The 18,087-nt window shown below is 32.4% G+C and carries 13 protein-coding genes; 5 read left to right on the top strand and 8 right to left on the bottom strand.

Annotated features, from left to right (window positions below):
• Nucleotides 1-5 precede the first annotated feature (5 nt).
• Nucleotides 6-1,652: an alkaline phosphatase PafA gene (gene pafA, locus ACN5J3_RS07530; RefSeq protein WP_418511330.1), complete on the bottom strand. Its 1,647-nt coding sequence runs from the start codon at nucleotides 1,650-1,652 to the stop codon at nucleotides 6-8.
• Between the two features lie 111 nt (nucleotides 1,653-1,763).
• Between pafA and ACN5J3_RS07525 the strand changes: the two genes are divergently transcribed.
• A complete protein-coding gene (locus tag ACN5J3_RS07525) occupies nucleotides 1,764-2,501 on the top strand; it encodes an ABC transporter permease (protein WP_344729407.1) in 738 nt (245 codons plus the stop codon).
• Nucleotides 2,501-3,268 carry an ABC transporter ATP-binding protein gene (locus tag ACN5J3_RS07520; RefSeq protein ID WP_344729405.1) on the top strand — a complete coding sequence of 256 codons (768 nt, stop codon included), beginning with the start codon at nucleotides 2,501-2,503 and terminating at the stop codon, nucleotides 3,266-3,268. The genes ACN5J3_RS07525 and ACN5J3_RS07520 overlap by 1 nt, the downstream gene beginning before the upstream one ends.
• Nucleotides 3,269-3,271: 3 nt before the next feature.
• Here ACN5J3_RS07520 and ACN5J3_RS07515 read toward each other — a convergent pair whose 3' ends face one another.
• The 5 genes from ACN5J3_RS07515 to argS all read right to left on the bottom strand — a co-directional run bounded on the left by ACN5J3_RS07515 (nucleotide 3,272) and on the right by argS (nucleotide 9,238).
• Nucleotides 3,272-4,744 carry a DUF389 domain-containing protein gene (locus tag ACN5J3_RS07515; protein ID WP_418511329.1) on the bottom strand — a complete coding sequence of 491 codons (1,473 nt, stop codon included), beginning with the start codon at nucleotides 4,742-4,744 and terminating at the stop codon, nucleotides 3,272-3,274.
• A 2-nt stretch (nucleotides 4,745-4,746) separates the two neighbouring features.
• Nucleotides 4,747-5,826 carry a mannose-1-phosphate guanylyltransferase gene (locus ACN5J3_RS07510; RefSeq protein WP_418511328.1) on the bottom strand — a complete coding sequence of 360 codons (1,080 nt, stop codon included), beginning with the start codon at nucleotides 5,824-5,826 and terminating at the stop codon, nucleotides 4,747-4,749.
• A 49-nt stretch (nucleotides 5,827-5,875) separates the two neighbouring features.
• A complete protein-coding gene (locus ACN5J3_RS07505) occupies nucleotides 5,876-6,472 on the bottom strand; it encodes a SprT-like domain-containing protein (protein ID WP_417291630.1) in 597 nt (198 codons plus the stop codon).
• 132 nt (nucleotides 6,473-6,604) lie between these two features.
• Nucleotides 6,605-7,375 carry a membrane metalloprotease gene (locus ACN5J3_RS07500; RefSeq protein ID WP_418511327.1) on the bottom strand — a complete coding sequence of 257 codons (771 nt, stop codon included), beginning with the start codon at nucleotides 7,373-7,375 and terminating at the stop codon, nucleotides 6,605-6,607.
• An 84-nt stretch (nucleotides 7,376-7,459) separates the two neighbouring features.
• Complete coding sequence (gene argS / locus ACN5J3_RS07495; protein WP_418511326.1) at nucleotides 7,460-9,238, bottom strand: arginine--tRNA ligase; 1,779 nt, start codon at nucleotides 9,236-9,238, stop codon at nucleotides 7,460-7,462.
• Between the two features lie 377 nt (nucleotides 9,239-9,615).
• On the opposite strand from argS, the gene ACN5J3_RS07490 reads away from it, so the two are divergent.
• The gene (locus ACN5J3_RS07490; protein ID WP_418511324.1) at nucleotides 9,616-11,685 is read left to right on the top strand and encodes an ATP-binding protein; all 2,070 of its coding nucleotides are present in this window, start codon (nucleotides 9,616-9,618) and stop codon (nucleotides 11,683-11,685) included.
• Between the two features lie 3 nt (nucleotides 11,686-11,688).
• Here ACN5J3_RS07490 and ctlX read toward each other — a convergent pair whose 3' ends face one another.
• Nucleotides 11,689-12,624 carry a citrulline utilization hydrolase CtlX gene (gene ctlX / locus ACN5J3_RS07485; protein WP_417291634.1) on the bottom strand — a complete coding sequence of 312 codons (936 nt, stop codon included), beginning with the start codon at nucleotides 12,622-12,624 and terminating at the stop codon, nucleotides 11,689-11,691.
• Between the two features lie 100 nt (nucleotides 12,625-12,724).
• Here ctlX and ACN5J3_RS07480 point away from each other — a divergent pair, with 100 nt between their 5' ends.
• Together ACN5J3_RS07480 and ACN5J3_RS07475 are read left to right on the top strand one after the other, a co-directional pair.
• Nucleotides 12,725-13,231, top strand: a complete 507-nt coding sequence (locus ACN5J3_RS07480) for a DUF3124 domain-containing protein (protein WP_417291635.1) — start codon at nucleotides 12,725-12,727, stop codon at nucleotides 13,229-13,231.
• A gap of 6 nt (nucleotides 13,232-13,237) precedes the next feature.
• Nucleotides 13,238-13,936: a class I SAM-dependent methyltransferase gene (locus ACN5J3_RS07475; protein ID WP_417291636.1), complete on the top strand. Its 699-nt coding sequence runs from the start codon at nucleotides 13,238-13,240 to the stop codon at nucleotides 13,934-13,936.
• Nucleotides 13,937-13,986: 50 nt separating this feature from the next.
• Here the strand turns inward: ACN5J3_RS07475 and ACN5J3_RS07470 are convergent, their stop codons facing one another.
• Nucleotides 13,987-18,063, bottom strand: a complete 4,077-nt coding sequence (locus tag ACN5J3_RS07470; protein ID WP_418511323.1) for an FG-GAP-like repeat-containing protein — start codon at nucleotides 18,061-18,063, stop codon at nucleotides 13,987-13,989.
• Between the last annotated feature and the right edge of the window lie 24 nt (nucleotides 18,064-18,087).

The raw sequence follows: 18,087 nt of genomic DNA, 5'->3' as shown, positions 1-18,087 counted from the left end.
ATCTATTATTTCTTTATCACGAATTCTAAAGGACTTCCTGTTGCTCCGCTAGGAAAACTTATATTTAATAAAGCAGACATAGTTGGCGCAATATCTGGAATTACTGTTCTTGTTACAGTACTACCTTGCTTAACTCCTTTTCCATAGAATAATAATGGCACATGAGTATCATAATTAAATCCTGATCCGTGAGTAGAACCTGTATGGCTATATGATATATAAGCTGGATTATAAACAACTATAACATCTCCAGAACGCTTTTGATTAAACCCATTTTGAATCATGTGCTCAATACCATCAGGAAATGACGTAGAAATCATAGCTTGAGCCGTGTAAGCCTTATCGATATCATTATAGGTTATTAACTCATTAACTATTGTTTGTTGTACCGAACTTAAATCTAAACCTAATGCTTTAATTTTTTTTCTATTTAAAAACACTTGGTTATTACTTACATTCTCAACCAAATCAGAAGTTCCGTAAGTTTTGGTCATGAATTCAGTAAACTTTGTTTTCATATCCGAATTATCAATGTAACCTGCAGGCACATTCAAACTTTTTAAATAAGCAGGTACATCTACCGCACCATGATCAGCAGTTAAAAACACAGTATATTCTCCGCTTCCTACTTTTTTGTCTAATACTTTTAATAAACGCTCTAAATCTTTATCTAATCGTAAATAAGTATCTTCAACTTCTTTAGAATTTACTCCAAAATTGTGTCCTACATAATCAGTACAAGAGAAACTTACAGTTAAAACATCTGTTATTTCATCCTGACCTAGATCTTCACCTTCAATTGCAGCTAAAGCAAAATCAGCCGTTAGGCTGTTTCCAAATGGCGTGGTTTTTAAGATGTCATATCCACCATTCTCATCTTTTAAAGCCTTTAAATCGTAAGGAAATGTTGCTGTCTCTTTTCCTTTAAAACCTCCTTCAAAGTCATTTAAATCATCTCCACTCTCTACATATGTTTTGATATCATATAGTGTATTCCAAGTCTTTAAATACGATTTCACGGTTTTAGATTTATTAAAGTCTTTAACCCATTTTGGCAAATCTTCCATGTAGTAAGTACTTGTAATCCATTGACCTTCATCTTTACCATGAAACCAATAAGCTGCATTTGCAGTATGCCCTGCTGGTAAAATTGCCCCTCTATCTTTTATAGCAATTCCTATTGTTTTACCTTTCTTTTGAGTAAATAATCTGTTTTCATCAGCAAAGGTTGTTGTTTGCATTCTGTTAGGAGACATTTTCCCTGCGCGAGATGTTGTTCCTATAGATTCTACAGCATCATCTTGTGCACAATACACAGATGCTTTAGACACTTTATCATACCAATTGTTTGATATAATCCCATGATATTTTGGTGTAGTACCTGTGTATACAGAGGCATGTCCTGGTCCTGTATATGTTGGTACATAATTGAAATGATTATTCTTACAGTTAAAGCCTTCATTCATTAGGCGCTTAAATCCGCCTTCTCCATATTTGTTATAAAACCTTGTTAAATAATCATAACGCATTTGGTCTACAACAATACCAATCACTAATTTTGGATTTGACTTATCTGTAGTTTGAGAAATACTGCTTATTGGTGATAATAAAAAACAGAAAAGTATTATTGTAGAGAATAGTAGTTTTTTCATCTTAATTAATATAAATTTTAGGTCAAAAATACAGTTTTTATAACATCATAATTTAAAATTAAGGTTAAAAAAGCCGTAGATTTTCATACTTTAGCAACAACAATAATTTTTATGACATACCTACATAATATTGGTGCTTATTTTATAATGATTAAAGATATGTTTCGCAAGCCTACTAAATGGTCTGTGATGAAAACTTTAATATTTAAAGACATTGATGACTTAATCATAGGCTCATTAGGTATTGTAGCGTTTATTTCCTTTTTTGTTGGAGGCGTTGTTACCATACAAACAGCTTTAAACATTAGTAATCCTTTAATTCCTAAATATCTTGTAGGCTTTGCCACAAGACAGTCTGTAATTCTTGAATTTGCTCCTACCTTTATTTCTATTATTATGGCAGGTAAAGTTGGATCTTTTATTACTTCTAGTATTGGAACAATGCGCGTTACTGAACAAATAGATGCTCTTGAGGTTATGGGAATTAATGCCATAAACTATCTTGTATTTCCTAAGTTTGTAGCTCTTATGCTCTATCCTTTTGTGATTTCTATTGCAATGTTTTTAGGCATTATAGGTGGACTTGCTGCGTGTGTTTATGGTGGATTTAGTACGGTAGAAGATTACATAATAGGAATACAAACCGACTTTATTCCCTTTCATGTAACTTACGCCTTTATTAAAACTATAGTTTTTGCATTTGTTTTAGCAACAATACCATCTTTTCACGGTTACTTTATGAAAGGTGGTGCTTTAGAAGTTGGTAAAGCAAGTACAACCTCTTTTGTTTGGACAAGTGTGGTTATCATCCTTTTAAATTACATATTAACACAAATGCTTTTAAGTTAATGATTGAGGTTAAAGACATACACAAATCGTTTGGGGATTCTCACATTTTAAAGGGTATTACAACTTCTTTTGAAAAAGGAAAAACAAATTTGATTATAGGTCAAAGTGGCTCTGGTAAAACAGTTTTTTTAAAATGCTTATTAGGATTATTCGCTCCTGAAAAAGGTACAATTGCCTATAATGGTAAAATTTACTCTGATTTAACTGATGATCAAAAAAGAGATCTTCGCGCTGAAATGGGAATGGTTTTTCAAGGAAGTGCTTTGTTTGACTCAATGACAATTCTAGAAAATGTTATGTTTCCTTTACGCATGTTTACCAAACAAAGTAAAAGTGAAATGGCAGATAGAGCCAATTTTGTTTTAAAACGAGTTAACCTAGAAAACGCTCATAACAAAATGCCTAGCGAGGCTTCTGGAGGTATGCAAAAACGTGTTGCCATTGCTAGAGCTATAGTAAACAAGCCAAAATACTTATTTTGTGATGAACCTAATTCTGGTCTTGATCCTAGAACATCTATTGTAATTGACAACTTAATTCAAGAAATTACTGAAGAGTATGATATTACTACAATTATAAACACTCACGACATGAACTCTGTTATGGAGATTGGTGAAAAAATTGTGTTTTTAAAAGACGGGTTAAAAGCTTGGGAAGGTTCTAGCGAAACAATTTTTAAAACCGATAATGAAGCCGTTACCAACTTTGTTTATTCTTCTGAATTATTCAAAAAAGTACGCCAGATGTATTTAGAAGAAAAAGGATAATTATTACTTACGCCTTGTAACTAACAATGTATCCAAGTCTAATTTAAACTTCAACCATTTTTCTAGCTTACCTTGCTCTTTATTTATAAATGTTTCGTCATTTATAGAGTCGCTCCACTTTGTTGTAAACATATAAAGCGTATCAATCTTTTTGAAATTTGAAGTAATAACGTTAGAATAAGACAACTGCTCTAAACCTTCATAATTTATCTTTACCTCTTTTGTTATTTCTTCAAAAGGAATTGTATTTCGCTCTAACATGTTTAAGCGTTTCATTTTGTTCTCTAAAAAAGCAATTTTTTGATTTTGAGAAAGTAAATCTAAAGAATCTCTATATCTAATTTCTTCCATATACTTTAAATTATCTACATACTTATTTCTATTTTGATTAAGCAATAATTCTGTATTATTTAAAGATTTATATGTTTTCATTCTGCTTTCTAAAAGCGCCACAGTAGACTCTGGCAATTCATCAAGTCCAAATGTATTTATAACAATTTTTGATTTAACATTCTCTTCATCAGAATATTTATAATCAGCATTTTTTTGAATATAAGCCGCATGTGGTAATGATTTTAATTCATTATTTACAAACGAAGCTGCATCTCTATTAAAGTTACTTTCCCTTAAAACAGTAATAAAGGTATAACCTGCAGGAATCATGACTAAAATAGCTAGAAATGTTGCTATTTGGGAAATGCGCTTTCGTTTTTTAGAATTTGCATACTTAAGCATAGGAAAGCGAAGCACTTTAAGAACTAGAAATGTTGCTAAAGCAATAAATATGGTATTTATAGTAAATAAATACATAGCCTGAATAAAATAATCCGGTCTTCCTTTTGCCAAACCGTAACCGGCTGTACACAACGGCGGCATTAATGCTGTTGCAATTGCAACACCAAAAATCACAGAAGCTATAGTGCCTTTTTTTGTACGTGCAATTATTAATGCAGAACCACCAAAAAAGGCTATTAAAACATCACGAATATCTGGTTTTACACGGCCTAAAAGTTCTGACGTATCCTCACTTAAAGGGAAAAATCTAAAAAATAGAAATGCTGTAAGTAAACTTAAAACAATCATTACTGCCAAGTTTACCAACGATTTTTTTAATGTGTCAATATCATTTATTGCAACAGATAAACCAACACCTAAAATTGGCCCCATTAATGGTGATATTAACATGGCTCCAATAACTACTGCTGTAGAATTGGCATTTAGCCCTATTGATGCAACAAAAATTGAACAAACCAAAATCCAAGCGGTTGCTCCTTTAAATGGGATATCACTTTTTATCGCTTCAACAGTTGCATCTCTATCTGTATCGTCTCTAAAATCTAATAGTTCTCTAAAAAATGTTTTTATACTATGTAGTAAGCCCTTGGCATCTTTTTTTACAGCTTCTTTAGATTGCTCAACTGCTTGGGCTTTTTGCTGTGTTTCTTCTTCAGAAAAATTAAATTTATTTTCTTCCATAATTATCCATAATGCTCGCCAAATTTATCTTTGACTTGTTGAAGCACTTTTTTAATATCTTGTTCTTTTGCTTTAGGAAAGATAAGTAAAACTTCGTTATCATCTACAACAATATAATCATTTAAACCGTCTATTATGACCACCTTCTCATTTGAAGTTCTAATCATATTTCCTGACGCATCATCTGTTAATGTCTTTGCGTTAACTACAGCATTATTGTTGCTATCCTTCTCTAATTTATCGTATAAACTGCCCCATGTACCTAAATCACTCCAATCAAAATTAGCAGGAATCACATAAACGTTTTTTGATGATTCCATTATAGCATAATCTACAGAGATGTTTTCGGCTAGTTTATAGTTTTCATCTATAAATTTTTGTTCATGGCTTGTGTTGTATACTTCTGTACCTTTTTCAAAAAGCTTAAATAATTCGGGTTGGTTATTTTGAAATGCTTTAATAACACTTTTTGCACTCCACATAAAAATTCCGGCGTTCCAAAGAAAATTACCTTGTTCTATAAACTGTTTGGCTGTTTGATAATCTGGCTTTTCTCTAAACTGATTAACAACCTTTATTGTTTTATTAGGTGCCTTATCAAACTCTATATAACCATATCCAGTATTGGGAAATGTAGGTTGAATTCCTAATGTCATTAATGCATCATTTTTCTCACAAAAATCAAAAGCTTGTTGCACATTTTCAGTAAAGGCTACCTCATCTTCAATCCAGTGATCACTAGGCGCTACAATCATCATAGCATCCGGATTTTCTTTTTGAACTTTTAAAGATGCATATAAAATACACGGCGCTGTATTTCTCATAGCTGGTTCTAAAACCACCTGTCTTTCAGAAACTTCAGGTAATTGCTCAAGCACCAAATCGTTATAACGCTCATTTGTTAGTATAAAAATATTTTCTTTTGGAATTAGTTTTCCTAGTCTATTAAAAGTTCTTTGAAAAAGTGTTTCTCCTGTTCCTAGCATATCGTGAAACTGCTTTGGAAAAGCTTCTTTACTTACAGGCCAAAAACGTGATCCTACGCCTCCTGCCATTAAAATGGCATAATAATTTTTGTTCATTGATAATGATTTATCTTATTTCATTAATATGAGATTTTTAACTCTCATTTTAATTGATAACTTCTACTTCTGCATTCGGGTTGAAAAGATACAATTTTCCTGTTGCAATCTCAACACACTCATAACGTTTAGTACGTTTATTTCCTTTTTTAAACACTCTGTTATTATATAACTTAAATGTACTTCCAAATGGAACTTCAAAAATATACGTTTTATTATTAGGTTCATCAAATTGTTTTAAAGCTAACGCTAAATTAACATCTGTATCGCTACTAGCTTTAGGGCTCTTAAAATGTTGTGCTATTAATGGTAGTAATTGATTTGGAAAAATATCTGGGTTTATAAATGGTAACATTAGTCTTTGAAATGTATACTTCCATTCTTTACCATGAGGTTTGACTTTAAACCCATAGTTTTTGTAAGTTTCAAAATGCGCTACTTCATGTATCAAAGTTATTAAAAAGCGATATTGATTTAAATTAGCATTTACAGTTATTTGATGCCTGCCATCTGGAAAACGCCTGTAATCGCCATGGCGAGTTTTTCTTTCTTGTTTAATTTTTACAATTAAATCTTCATTTTCTAAAAGTTTAAAAACTTTTGACACTGCTGCTTCTGGTATAAACTGCTGAATCGCTTTTTGCATGCTACAAATCTACGGTTTTATCGCTAGAATTTAATTATCTTCTACTAGGTGATGACTAATATTGTGTGAAAAAAAACTGCTATGATTTAACATCATAGCAGTTTCAATATTTTAAGATTATTTTTATTGTTATTATCGCCCGCCGTTTGCCTGTAAGTCGGCAATACATTGCGCATCTAAAGTTGGAATGTTCCCACCAGAAACCATATCTATAATACCACTTCCTGTTTCAGCTGTCCAATACATTAAGCAGTCTTCAACATTACAATGTTTTGGATGTGCGCCATCTTCATGATTAGATTGTAAAGGAGTTCCAAGATTAGTTAATCCTAGTATGTGACCAAATTCATGCTCTATAACTACAGATTCTAGTACATTTCTACTTGGCTCTAAAGGTTCGTCACTAAAGCTAGAAATCGTTTCTTCAAAAATAACAAACGATGTATTTCTGTATGCTGTACCTAAAACGACTCCTGACCCTGAATTGCTAGCAGATTCAGCATCTGCAAAAAATGCCCATACTGCAATTTGGTTGCCCGTATTAAATCTGGTTCTGTTTGCATCTTCTATTGCAATTATATCATTAATGGTATAAGACGCTAATCTTGGTGACGCAATAGCTCTTTTTTCTACTGTAATACCATCAGGCTTAAATGTTCTATCTTCTAGAAATGATGTAAAATGGTTTATTGCTGCTTGTGTTGGTTCAAAACCTTCTACATAAACAACCTCAACAACCATGCTTGTAAACCTATTTGCAGAAAGCAAATCGTTTGAAGATTGTCCTGCTGATAATTGGTTTGCTAATCTACCTGTAAGTATGTTTGAATTAGAAGCATCGTCATCTGAACAAGACAATACTAAAAGGGATAAAAACAAATAAAAAATATGGTTAAGCTTCATAATTATTTTTTTGGTTACTCTTAATTATACGTAATTTTTATGAATTTGGTTTAAAAAATAAGCCTTTTTTTAATAAAAACACAATTACATACGCTCTGGCACTTGTATACCTAATAACGAAAAAGCGTTTCTTATAGTATTTGCAACTGATTGAGATAGCTGAACTCTAAAAATCTTATCGGTTTCAATATCAGCCCCTAAAATTGATACATTTTGATAAAAAGAGTTGAATTCTTTTACTAAATCATATGTATAATTAGCTATTAAAGCTGGGCTATAATTGCTTGCTGCTTGCTGAATAATATCCGGGAACAACTCTAATTGCTTAATAAGTTCCTTTTCTTTTTCATGAAGCTTTATGTCTGTTATGCTAACAGATGTATCAAAGCTAGATTTTCTTAAAATAGCTTGAATTCTAGCATAGGTATACTGAATAAAAGGCCCTGTATTTCCTTGAAAATCGACAGAGTCTTTAGGATCAAAAAGAATACGCTTTTTTGGATCTACTTTTAGTATGAAATATTTTAATGCGCCTAAACCTATTGTTTTATATATATCTTGTTTTTCTTGTTCTGTATAGCCATCAAGTTTCCCTAGTTCTTCAGAAATCTCTTCAGCGGTATTACTCATTTCAACTATTAAATCGTCAGCATCTACTACAGTACCTTCTCTACTCTTCATTTTTCCAGAAGGTAAATCTACCATACCATAGCTTAAGTGAAAAAGATTTTTAGCCCAATCAAAGCCAAGTTTTTTAAGAATTAAAAACAACACCTTAAAGTGATAGTCTTGTTCATTACCTACAGTATAAACCATCCCTCCAACATCTGGATAATCTTTAATACGCTGTATTGCAGTTCCAATATCTTGTGTCATATAAACTGCAGTTCCATCTGAACGAAGTACAATTTTTTCATCCAATCCGTCCTCAGTAAGGTCACACCAAACTGAACCGTCTTCTTTTTTATAAAACACTCCTGATTCTAAACCTGCAGTGACAAACTCTTTTCCTAAAAGATATGTTTGGCTTTCATAGTATAAAGCATCAAAATTTACTCCTAAATTCTTGTAGGTAACGTCAAAACCATCATAAACCCAACCATTCATAGTTTCCCAAAGCGCAACAACTTCATCATCACCTGCTTCCCATTTTTGCAACATTTCTTGAGCTTCAATCAAAATAGGCGCTTGCTTTTTGGCTTCTTCTTCAGATTTACCTTCTTTTATTAATGCTTCTATTTGTTTTTTGTACTCTTGATCAAATTTCACATAGTAGTTACCTACTAATTTGTCTCCTTTCAGCCCGGTTGTTTCTGGTGTTTCCCCATTTCCAAATCGTTTCCATGCTAACATACTTTTACAAATATGTATCCCTCTGTCGTTTATAATCTGTGTTTTATAAACCTTCTTACCAGATGCTTTTATTATTTCAGCTACACTGTAACCTAATAAGTTATTTCTAATATGTCCTAAATGAAGAGGCTTATTGGTATTTGGTGATGAATACTCAACCATAACAGCTTTTTCATCAGCTTTTGGAGTTATAAAGCCGTAACTTGAATCATTACTTATACTATTGAAAAAGTTTACATAGTAAGCATCTGCGATTTCAATATTTAAAAATCCCTTAACAACATTAAAAGCTTTTACAAAATCTACATGTTCTACCAAATAATTCCCTATAGATTCTCCTATCTGTACTGGGTTGCCTTTTACAACACGCAACACAGGAAACACTACTACAGTAATATCTCCAGCAAACTCTCTTCGTGTTGCTTGAAATTCTACGGTTTCTAATTGGGCATTGTAAATTGTTTTTACAGCTTCTTTTACTTGATTAGATAAGGTGTTTTGTAGATTCATTGAGATTTATTTTAAGGTTGCAAAGATAAGATTTTTATTAACGCTACGTGTTATATGTAATTGATTATAAAAAAGCGCGCCTTTAAGGACAAAATCTAAAGTGCATTTCATCGACAAAAGTGTTTTTTTTCTATGATTTTTACAGTTAATCGATTACATTTTTTTTGACAAAAATTTAGCTATCACTTAAACTAATTTTTTGGTAGTAAATCCTAAAAATTAGCTTTTTAGGTCTCTTTTTCCAATTTTTGTTTGGTAATGCTATTAACACCCCAAATTAATGGGTTTTTTTAAACTAACTAACATTCGCTAGACTTCCTAGAGGTTTCCTTTTATGGATATAAGTTAAGCTTGGTTTACTACTGCCCTATGACTAAATGAGAAAGTTATTTACGTTGTTTGTTTTTATTTTTGTTTGCGTTGGTTATTCTCAAACCAATGTACAAGATAGTCTTGCTATTCAATTAGCATTTCAAAAAACAGATACATCAAAAATAAAAACATCTTTAAGACTTGTTGAAGCCCTTTATCAAACAAAAGATTATGATAAAGCTTTAAAATATGCTTCTCAAAGCGAGAAACTATCTGCTAATTTAAATTACGAAAAAGGGATAGCTAAAATAGCTTACTACAAAGCTTTAATTTATACAAAAAAAGATGACTACATCAATGCGATGGATAGTTACTCAAAATCTAAAAGCTTATTTCTTCTACTCAAAGACACGCTTCATGTTGCAAGAGTAAACAACAATATAGGATTATTAGAAATAGAAAGAGGTAATTACGAGAAAGGTCTTAAGTACTCTTTATCTGCAATTAAAGAACTTGAAAAAAGGCATCTTACAAAAGAATTATGCTTAGCTTACCAGAGTTTGGCAATAGCATACTCTAATATGCAAATTACAGATAAAGCGATTGATTATTACCTTAAAGCTTTAGAGCTACAAGTACTACAACAAGATAAGCCTGCTGTAATAGAAACCAACAGAGCATTAGCTTTATTATACTCTCAAGAAAAAGAACACAGAAAAGCTATTCAATACTATGAAAAAACTTTAGACCTAATTGATGAGGAAAACGATTCTATAAGAGGGGAAATTTTACCTAAACTTGGTGGAGAACACTTACAGTTTAAAGATTATGAATTAGCCTCTGAATACCTGATAGAAAGCTTAAAGCTAAATAGAAAGCTTGGAAACAAATCAGGTTTATTAATTTCATTAAACAACATAGGTAACTTAAACATACAACAACGTCGTTTAAAATACGCCGAAAATCAACTTCTTGAGGCGAATGCAATTGCTAAATCTTTAGACAATAACGAAGAGCTTTTAAAGAACTTTAAACTCTTAAAATCTTTAGACTCTACAAACAAAAACTTTGACAGAGCTTTTATTTGGCAACGTGAGTATTATTCACTTAAAACAAAACTTGAAAAAGCAAAAATTCAAAAACCTACTGTTAAAGAAAGTACAGATACTCTCATTGAGGATACCTCTTTAAATATTAATAACTCTAACACATCGTACCTTGTTGCAGAGCAGAAAAAAGAAAATTCTGAAAACGAGAAAAAACTTAATGACCTAAAGCTAATTTTTTATGCTTTATTAGCTGCTTTTGCTGTAGTTTTAACCTTTTTTGTTCTTATATACCTTAAAAGAAATAACAGCATTAAATACACACATGAGTTAGAAGAGAAAAACAAAAAAATAGAACTTCAAAACAAAGCCATTCTAGAACAAACAAAGCACCTAGAAGATATAAACAAAGTAAAAGACAGATTGTTTTCTATTGTATCTCACGATTTAAAAGATTCGCTAACTTCCATAAAAGGATTTATTGATTTACTAAAAGAAGGGTCTTTATCACAAACCGAATTTGACAATTTAATTCCTGAATTAAGCGAAAATGCTAATAATGCTTCTTTATTACTCTTTAACTTATTAAACTGGTCAAAATCTCAAATGCAAGCGCTAGAACCTAGTCCTAGCTTATTTGATATTCAAGAAGTTTTTGAAGACAAAGTTCATTTGCTTGAACAAAAAATAGAAAACAAAGGCATAATTATTAGAGATCACACTCTAAAAGATTTTATATATGCTGATAGAAGTATGATTGAAATAATCATTCAAAATTTACTGACAAACGCTGTTAAGTTTAGTAGATCTGGAGATACAATAACTATTTCAAACCACATCAGCAACGGAAACTCTGTTATTAGTATTTCTGATACTGGAGTTGGGATATCACCAGAGAATAAAGAAAAAATATTTAAAAACAATTCGTTTACCACAAATGGCACTAAAAATGAAAAAGGCACAGGTTTAGGGCTTACCATTTGTAAAGAATTGGTAGAACTTAACAAAGGGAAAATTTGGGTTGAAAGCACCTTAAATGTAGGAAGCACTTTTTATATAGAGCTTCCTAAATCTAATACAGAAAATTAATTCTTAAGCTTTAGGCAAAAATACTTCTGCCATCATACATCGCGCGCTTCCGCCGCCACAAGCTTCTATAGTATCTAATGAACTTGATAGTATTTTACAATGCTTTTCTATTGTTTTTATTTGACTCTGACTTAAAGAATCATAAGCAGCCTGACTCATTATTAAAAAACGTTCGTCATTTTGACCTTTTACTTGTAACATATTACCAGCAAAATTATTTACTTGGTCTTCAGTAATTGTAATAATTTCTTTTCCTGTGTCTTTCAAATGTTTTACAACATTTTTTCTTTCTTTTTTATCATCAATACAGTCTAAACATATCACAGCAAAAGTTTCTGCTAGACACATCATAACATTTGTATGATAAATTGCTTTTCGTGTATTATTTACTGTTTGAAAAGCAGTAAATACAACAGGCGTAAACTCAAAATCTTCACAAAACTCTATAAACAAATCTTCATCAGCTCTTGGTGATAAGGCACAATATGCAATACGATTTTCTCTATCTAACAACAAGCTTCCTGTGCCTTCTAAAAATACTTGCTCTTCTTCTGCGCTTGTGTAATCTACTATTTGATTTATTTCAAAACCTTGATTTTCTAATTCAACAAGCACATCTTCTCTACGTTCAAGCCTTCTATTTTCAGCAAACATAGGATATAAGCCTATATTTCCATTCTCATGAAATGATATCCAGTTATTTGGAAATATAGAATCTGGTGTATCAAAATCATCTGAATCACTAACAACCACAACGTTAACACCAATAGCTCGAAGCTTGTTTACGTAAGCGTCAAACTCTTGTTGTGCTTTTGCATTTACGGTATCTGGCAATAAGTTATCTAAAACCTTTTGGTAGTAATTATTTACTGCTGTTTGCTCATTCATCCTGAAGTTTATAGGACGAATCATTAAAATTGTATTTGTTGTTTGTTGCATAATGATTATCTTAATTCTGCAAAATTACTTTTTTAAAATGAAATCCAATTGTTGATCGATACAAAATCGTTATTTTAGGAGTCAATAATCAAGCCTAATTATGAAGCACCTTTTTATATACTTACTTACCTGTATTATATTAATATCATGTAATGACACAAAGGAGATAAGCTCTATAAACCCAATAAATTGGCAAGAACGCTTTATTGACTTATCAACAAAAGATAGCTTAACAAACGGCAGCAGTTACTTATCTGTTTATTCTGAAATTTATAGCATGACAGAACATAGAACCATAAACCTTACTGCTACAGTTAGTTTAAGAAATATCAGTGTAAAAGATTCTGTTTTCATTTTGAATGCTGATTATTACAATACGCACGGTGATTTAATTAGAAATTACTTTAAAAAACCCATTTATATAAAGCCATTAGAGACCCTTGAAATCATTATAGATGAAAAGGATTCTCATGGTGGTTCTGGAGCTAATTTTATTTTTGATTGGAAAACACACCCGAATAATAGCGAGCCCCACTTTGAAGCTGTAATGATATCTACATCAGGACAGCAAGGTATCTCATTTACAACACAAGGCATAAAACTTTAAAACAATATGAATCAAGATACCATAAATGATATTATTGGCTGGGATATTGTTAATTGGTCTAAAGCTTTTCCTTTTTGGAACAAACATATTGATATAAAAAACAAGCAGCTATCTTGTTTAGAAATTGGAGCTAGACAAGGTGGATTATCTTTATGGCTTGCGTTGCACGGCAATAACGTTATATGCTCTGATGTAAGTTATAAAGATCAACAACACGAACTAGATAAAACAATAACTCTTCATAAAAAACACAACTGCGAAAACCTAATTTCTTATGAAGCTATAGACGCATCAAATATTCCTTATGAAAACAAATTTGATTTAGTTGTTTTTAAATCTGTTTTAGGAGGCGTAAGCATTGGTTCAAATACTCGTTTAGAACAACAAACTATTAATTCAATATATAAAAGTTTAAAACCTGGTGGGAAAATTCTTTTTATAGAAAATCTTGAAGCATCATTTTTACACATGTATGCAAGGAAAAAGTTTGTAAAATGGGGCAATAAATGGCATTACCTTAAACTTAACGAGATGGTATCTTTATTTAAGTCTTTTCAAAAAATAGATTATAAAACAGTTGGTTTTTTTGGAACTTTTGGTAAAAACGAAAAACAACGCCAATTATATGGTAAGGTAGATACTTTTTTTGATAAGCTTGTACCAAAAAGCTATCGCTATATTATGATAGGTATTGTAGAAAAATAAAAAAGGAGCAATTTTTAATTTGCTCCTTTTTTTATTAAAACACTTTATGATTACTTCGTTACAATAATTTTTTTAGTTCCTCCATTATCATTTGTTAAAACATAAACACCTGTTTCAGTAGAAGACGGGATTGTTATTTTCGCTATTCCTGTTTGAGGATTAAAGCTTGTTTGATTTAATGCTATGTATCGACCTCTTATGTCAATTAGCTTATAAGTAGCTTGTTTCGAAGCATTAGACACATTAATCACACCACCAGAAGCAACCGGATTTGGATATGTATTTGAAATTGAGAAATCAGAGACTCCTAAAGTATTGCTAGTAAAATAAGGAACAGCAAAATCAAAAGCGCCTACTCCTATTGCTTCTCCCATAATACGCCCAGGGATATCATCTACCGAAGGATGAATTCCACCCCATATTCTTGATAAACTACACTGGTCTGAAGCATCTCTATAAGTTGCCCATTGTAAAGTAATATCTACAGAAGGACCTTCCTCAAAAACTAAAAACTCATTTTTTCTAGCTTCAAATTCTCCCATACCACCTGGGAAATATTCATCACCTGTAATAAGTGTCATTACTTCAGCTGCTGCTCTTGAGTATGTAGAGTGCCCTGAAACATAACCAGCAAACGGTGGCGTTACAAATGAAGGGCGTTGATAAGGCCACCAATCTTCTGATAATATCCAGCCAACTCCAGCTGTATCAGTATCTGTATTATTAACAAAATCATGTCCCTTCCATGAATATAATTTAATTTTACCAACATGCTGGTTTGATGCTCCAGCTAGTGGATCTCCTGCTTCAACAACTTCAATATAACCTGGTTGAAGCGGTATTCCTTGTGGATGATAATTTGATAACCCTGTATCTGTACTTTGTCCTAAATCTGCCATATATCTAATTGCAGAAATAGGTCTTAAATAATCATACCATCCTTTTACACTCCAAGCAGAAATCGCTGCATCGTGCATAGCGCCACCTAATACAAAGTAGGCTTTTACATCCCATTCTAAAACAACATTATCCGGAATAGAATACATATCTAATCCCGCTGTAGATTTATCAAACTCTGGATGATCTGTAACGTGATTTAATAATGTAAACCAGTGTCCTGGAGGTGTTTCAGAATCAGGACCATCAGCCCAAAACTCGGCTAACACCCTAGTATAATCACCTCTTGGAACAATTTGTGGGTCGTATGGCTGTCCTGTAACAGGATTCATACTATGTCCTGTACCGATATCGCCTCCATCAAATAAATCATAAAAACTTGGGTGCTGTAAATAACTTGTTGGCAACGATGAAAAAGGAATATTTCCTTTAGAGTTTGGCGAAATATCCCACATTACTCCATCGTTTGGATCTAAATGTGATCCCCAAATAGAAACTAAAGAAAACGTCCATTTGTAAGATTCGCTTTGCGCACTACTATTTGTGTTATCAATATAAGGAGGACTTGAAGGGTCATGATAAACTTGGTAGTCATTACCATCTCTTTGATAAGTTGTTTTATCTCCATCAGTCATCGCAAAAGGATATACATCTCCCCATTCTGGACTTAAGAAAGGTATCGCAGCTCCATCAATTAAGTTTCCACTTTGGTCTATATAGGTTTCTAAACTTAAAGATTGCCATCGGTTTGGATCTACCAATGTATTACTTTCATAAGCTGGCGCTAAAGGAGGATTTACTGGTTGATAATGATCATTATCATAACCAGAGCTCTCTCTTGCTCCATCTGTAAAACCGTAATTTATCATTAACTGCGCTACATAGTTTCCTAAATCTGCCGCATTTCCTGATTGATAGTTACTCGATGTATAGTTTATATCATAACCTAACTCATCCATCAAATAATCAAAACGCTGCTGGGTTTCAAAGGCTCCTGGAGAGTTTTGAAATCTATGACTTAAGAGTCTATACATAGCGTAACTAATAGCTTCATTATTAGAATTAATAAAGCCTTCTTGAGGAACAAATGGAAGTAGTGAGCTGTTAAATCCGTGTATTTCATTCCCTACAAAGTAAGGTCTTGCATGCGATTGTGGACTTGGATGTGCTAAAATTCCATCATAAATTGCCCATATATCATACATAACTACACTAGAATGAAATAAGTTTCTGGCATGTACAGTTGGTCTTGCAAAATCTTTTCTTATCGCTTCTAATAAAGCTTCATTCCATAACCTTGCTATAGATATATGATCTTGGGTTTGTTGTAATATAATGTCAACATCTAGCTCTACTACAGGACTTGAACAATTACCATCACTTTCAGAGACTGTAATCTTGCCTGTTTCATTCAATCCCCATTTTACAACAATGCTAGGTGTTCCTTGACCAGATACCAGCTCTCCACCTCTAACTGACCAAAAAACACTTGTTCCTGTTGCCGGATAACTATATGTTTCTTGTCGTAAAAACCCAGATGTTACTGCCCCAGAGATTGTACCTTCTGGCAAATATGTACATGAGTTATCATTTACTGTTGCGCTTGGGTTGTAATTACAAGATGTTGGATCTGTACATCCGTATATTTTTACACTAGGCGATATAGATAAATCTACAATACCTGCACCTTCAGTAGCTTTTACATGGGTATCAGCATTAAGGTTGTTGTGAGTTTCTATAAGTCCAGAAGGCCATTTTATAGTTAAGCTGATTATTTGTGTATCGCCATTAAGACCAAAATGCACAGGTTTTATACTCTGCCCTAAAAAGCCTACTCCAGTAAAGTACCGTTTAAATGTTCCACTATTTGTAACTATAGTCACTTCTGTTCCTATGGCACTTCTGTTTGATGTAGTTCCTTCTAATGATACTTTAAACCAATGTTGTGTTACTGGCGCATCAAAATTCAGAAGTTTATTTTCATAAAGATAAGAATGTGTATCGCTATTTGTTAGAAACAAATCTAAATCCCCATCATTATCATAATCAAAATCTACTGCTTCTATGCTTATTGTAGAATCATGAAGATTTACCGCAGTTGTATTGTCTACAAAATTATTTAACCCTTCAACGTAATTGTTTTTAAAATAAACGTTGTATTCTGCTCCTCTGCCTTCAAATGTGTAACCGTTTGCTACAAATAAGTCTTCATCTCCATCTAAATCAAAATCTGCAAATTTGGTTCCCCAAGCCCAACCGCTTCCTGTTATACCATTTACTACAGATTGTTCTGAAAATGTATTATCTCCGTTATTTAAAAATAAAGCTGTTTCATCTATTCCTGTAATAAAGAAATCAAAATTTCCATCTACATTAAAATCTCCCATAGCAATACCCATATCGTCAAAATCATTATCAAGCCCGACTGCTGAAGCTTGCTCTATAAAACCTGTTCCGCTTTGATTTATATACAAGTAGTTTTCATCGTTAAAATCATTACTTACATATAAATCCATATAGCCGTCTTGATTAAAGTCAAAAGGCATTGCTGTAAAACTTTGTCTTGAAGGTATGCCCTCTGCAATTCCCATAGCACCTGTTACATCTGTAAAAGTACCATCACCATTGTTATGGTATAATAAGTTAGTAGCACATCCGCCCCAATCATTGATATAGATATCTAAATAGCTATCATTATCATAATCAAACCATGTTGCTCCCATGTATTGACAGCCTGTTGCTACATTAAAACCTGCTGATGTTGTAACGTTGGTAAATGTTCCGTCTCCATTGTTTTGGTACAATAAGACATTGAATGTATTTGTAAAAAACACATCTGGAAAGCCGTCATTGTTAAAGTCTCCCCAAAATGCACCTTGCTTATAGCCATCAAAACTATAAAAAATGCCATCTTGACTGTAATCTTGTATTAATAAATTGGTAAGTCCTGATGCATTGGTTACATCGGTAAAAGAACCGTCATTATTGTTTCTAAATAGACGGCTATGTGTTCTTTCTACTCCATTAACATCTATTCCTTCGCCTACCACAAAAATATCCATAACATTATCTCCATTGTAATCTACAACAGAAACACCGCTATTTTGTTCTAAAATACCCAGACCTGATACAACTTCGGCCCTCTCGAAGGTTTGCCCATAAATTTGATTAAAGAAACTTAAAAAAGCCAGGCTACTTAATAAGTTTAAGTGACGTAAAGTTTTTTTCATGATGATAAATTAAATTTTACATAA

Source organism: Corallibacter sp., assembly GCF_048381695.1.
In the GTDB taxonomy this organism is placed as follows: Bacteria; Bacteroidota; Bacteroidia; order Flavobacteriales; family Flavobacteriaceae; genus Corallibacter; species Corallibacter vietnamensis.
Note: the sequence above shows the minus strand (reverse complement) of the source record. Positions and strands in the feature narration are given on the sequence as shown.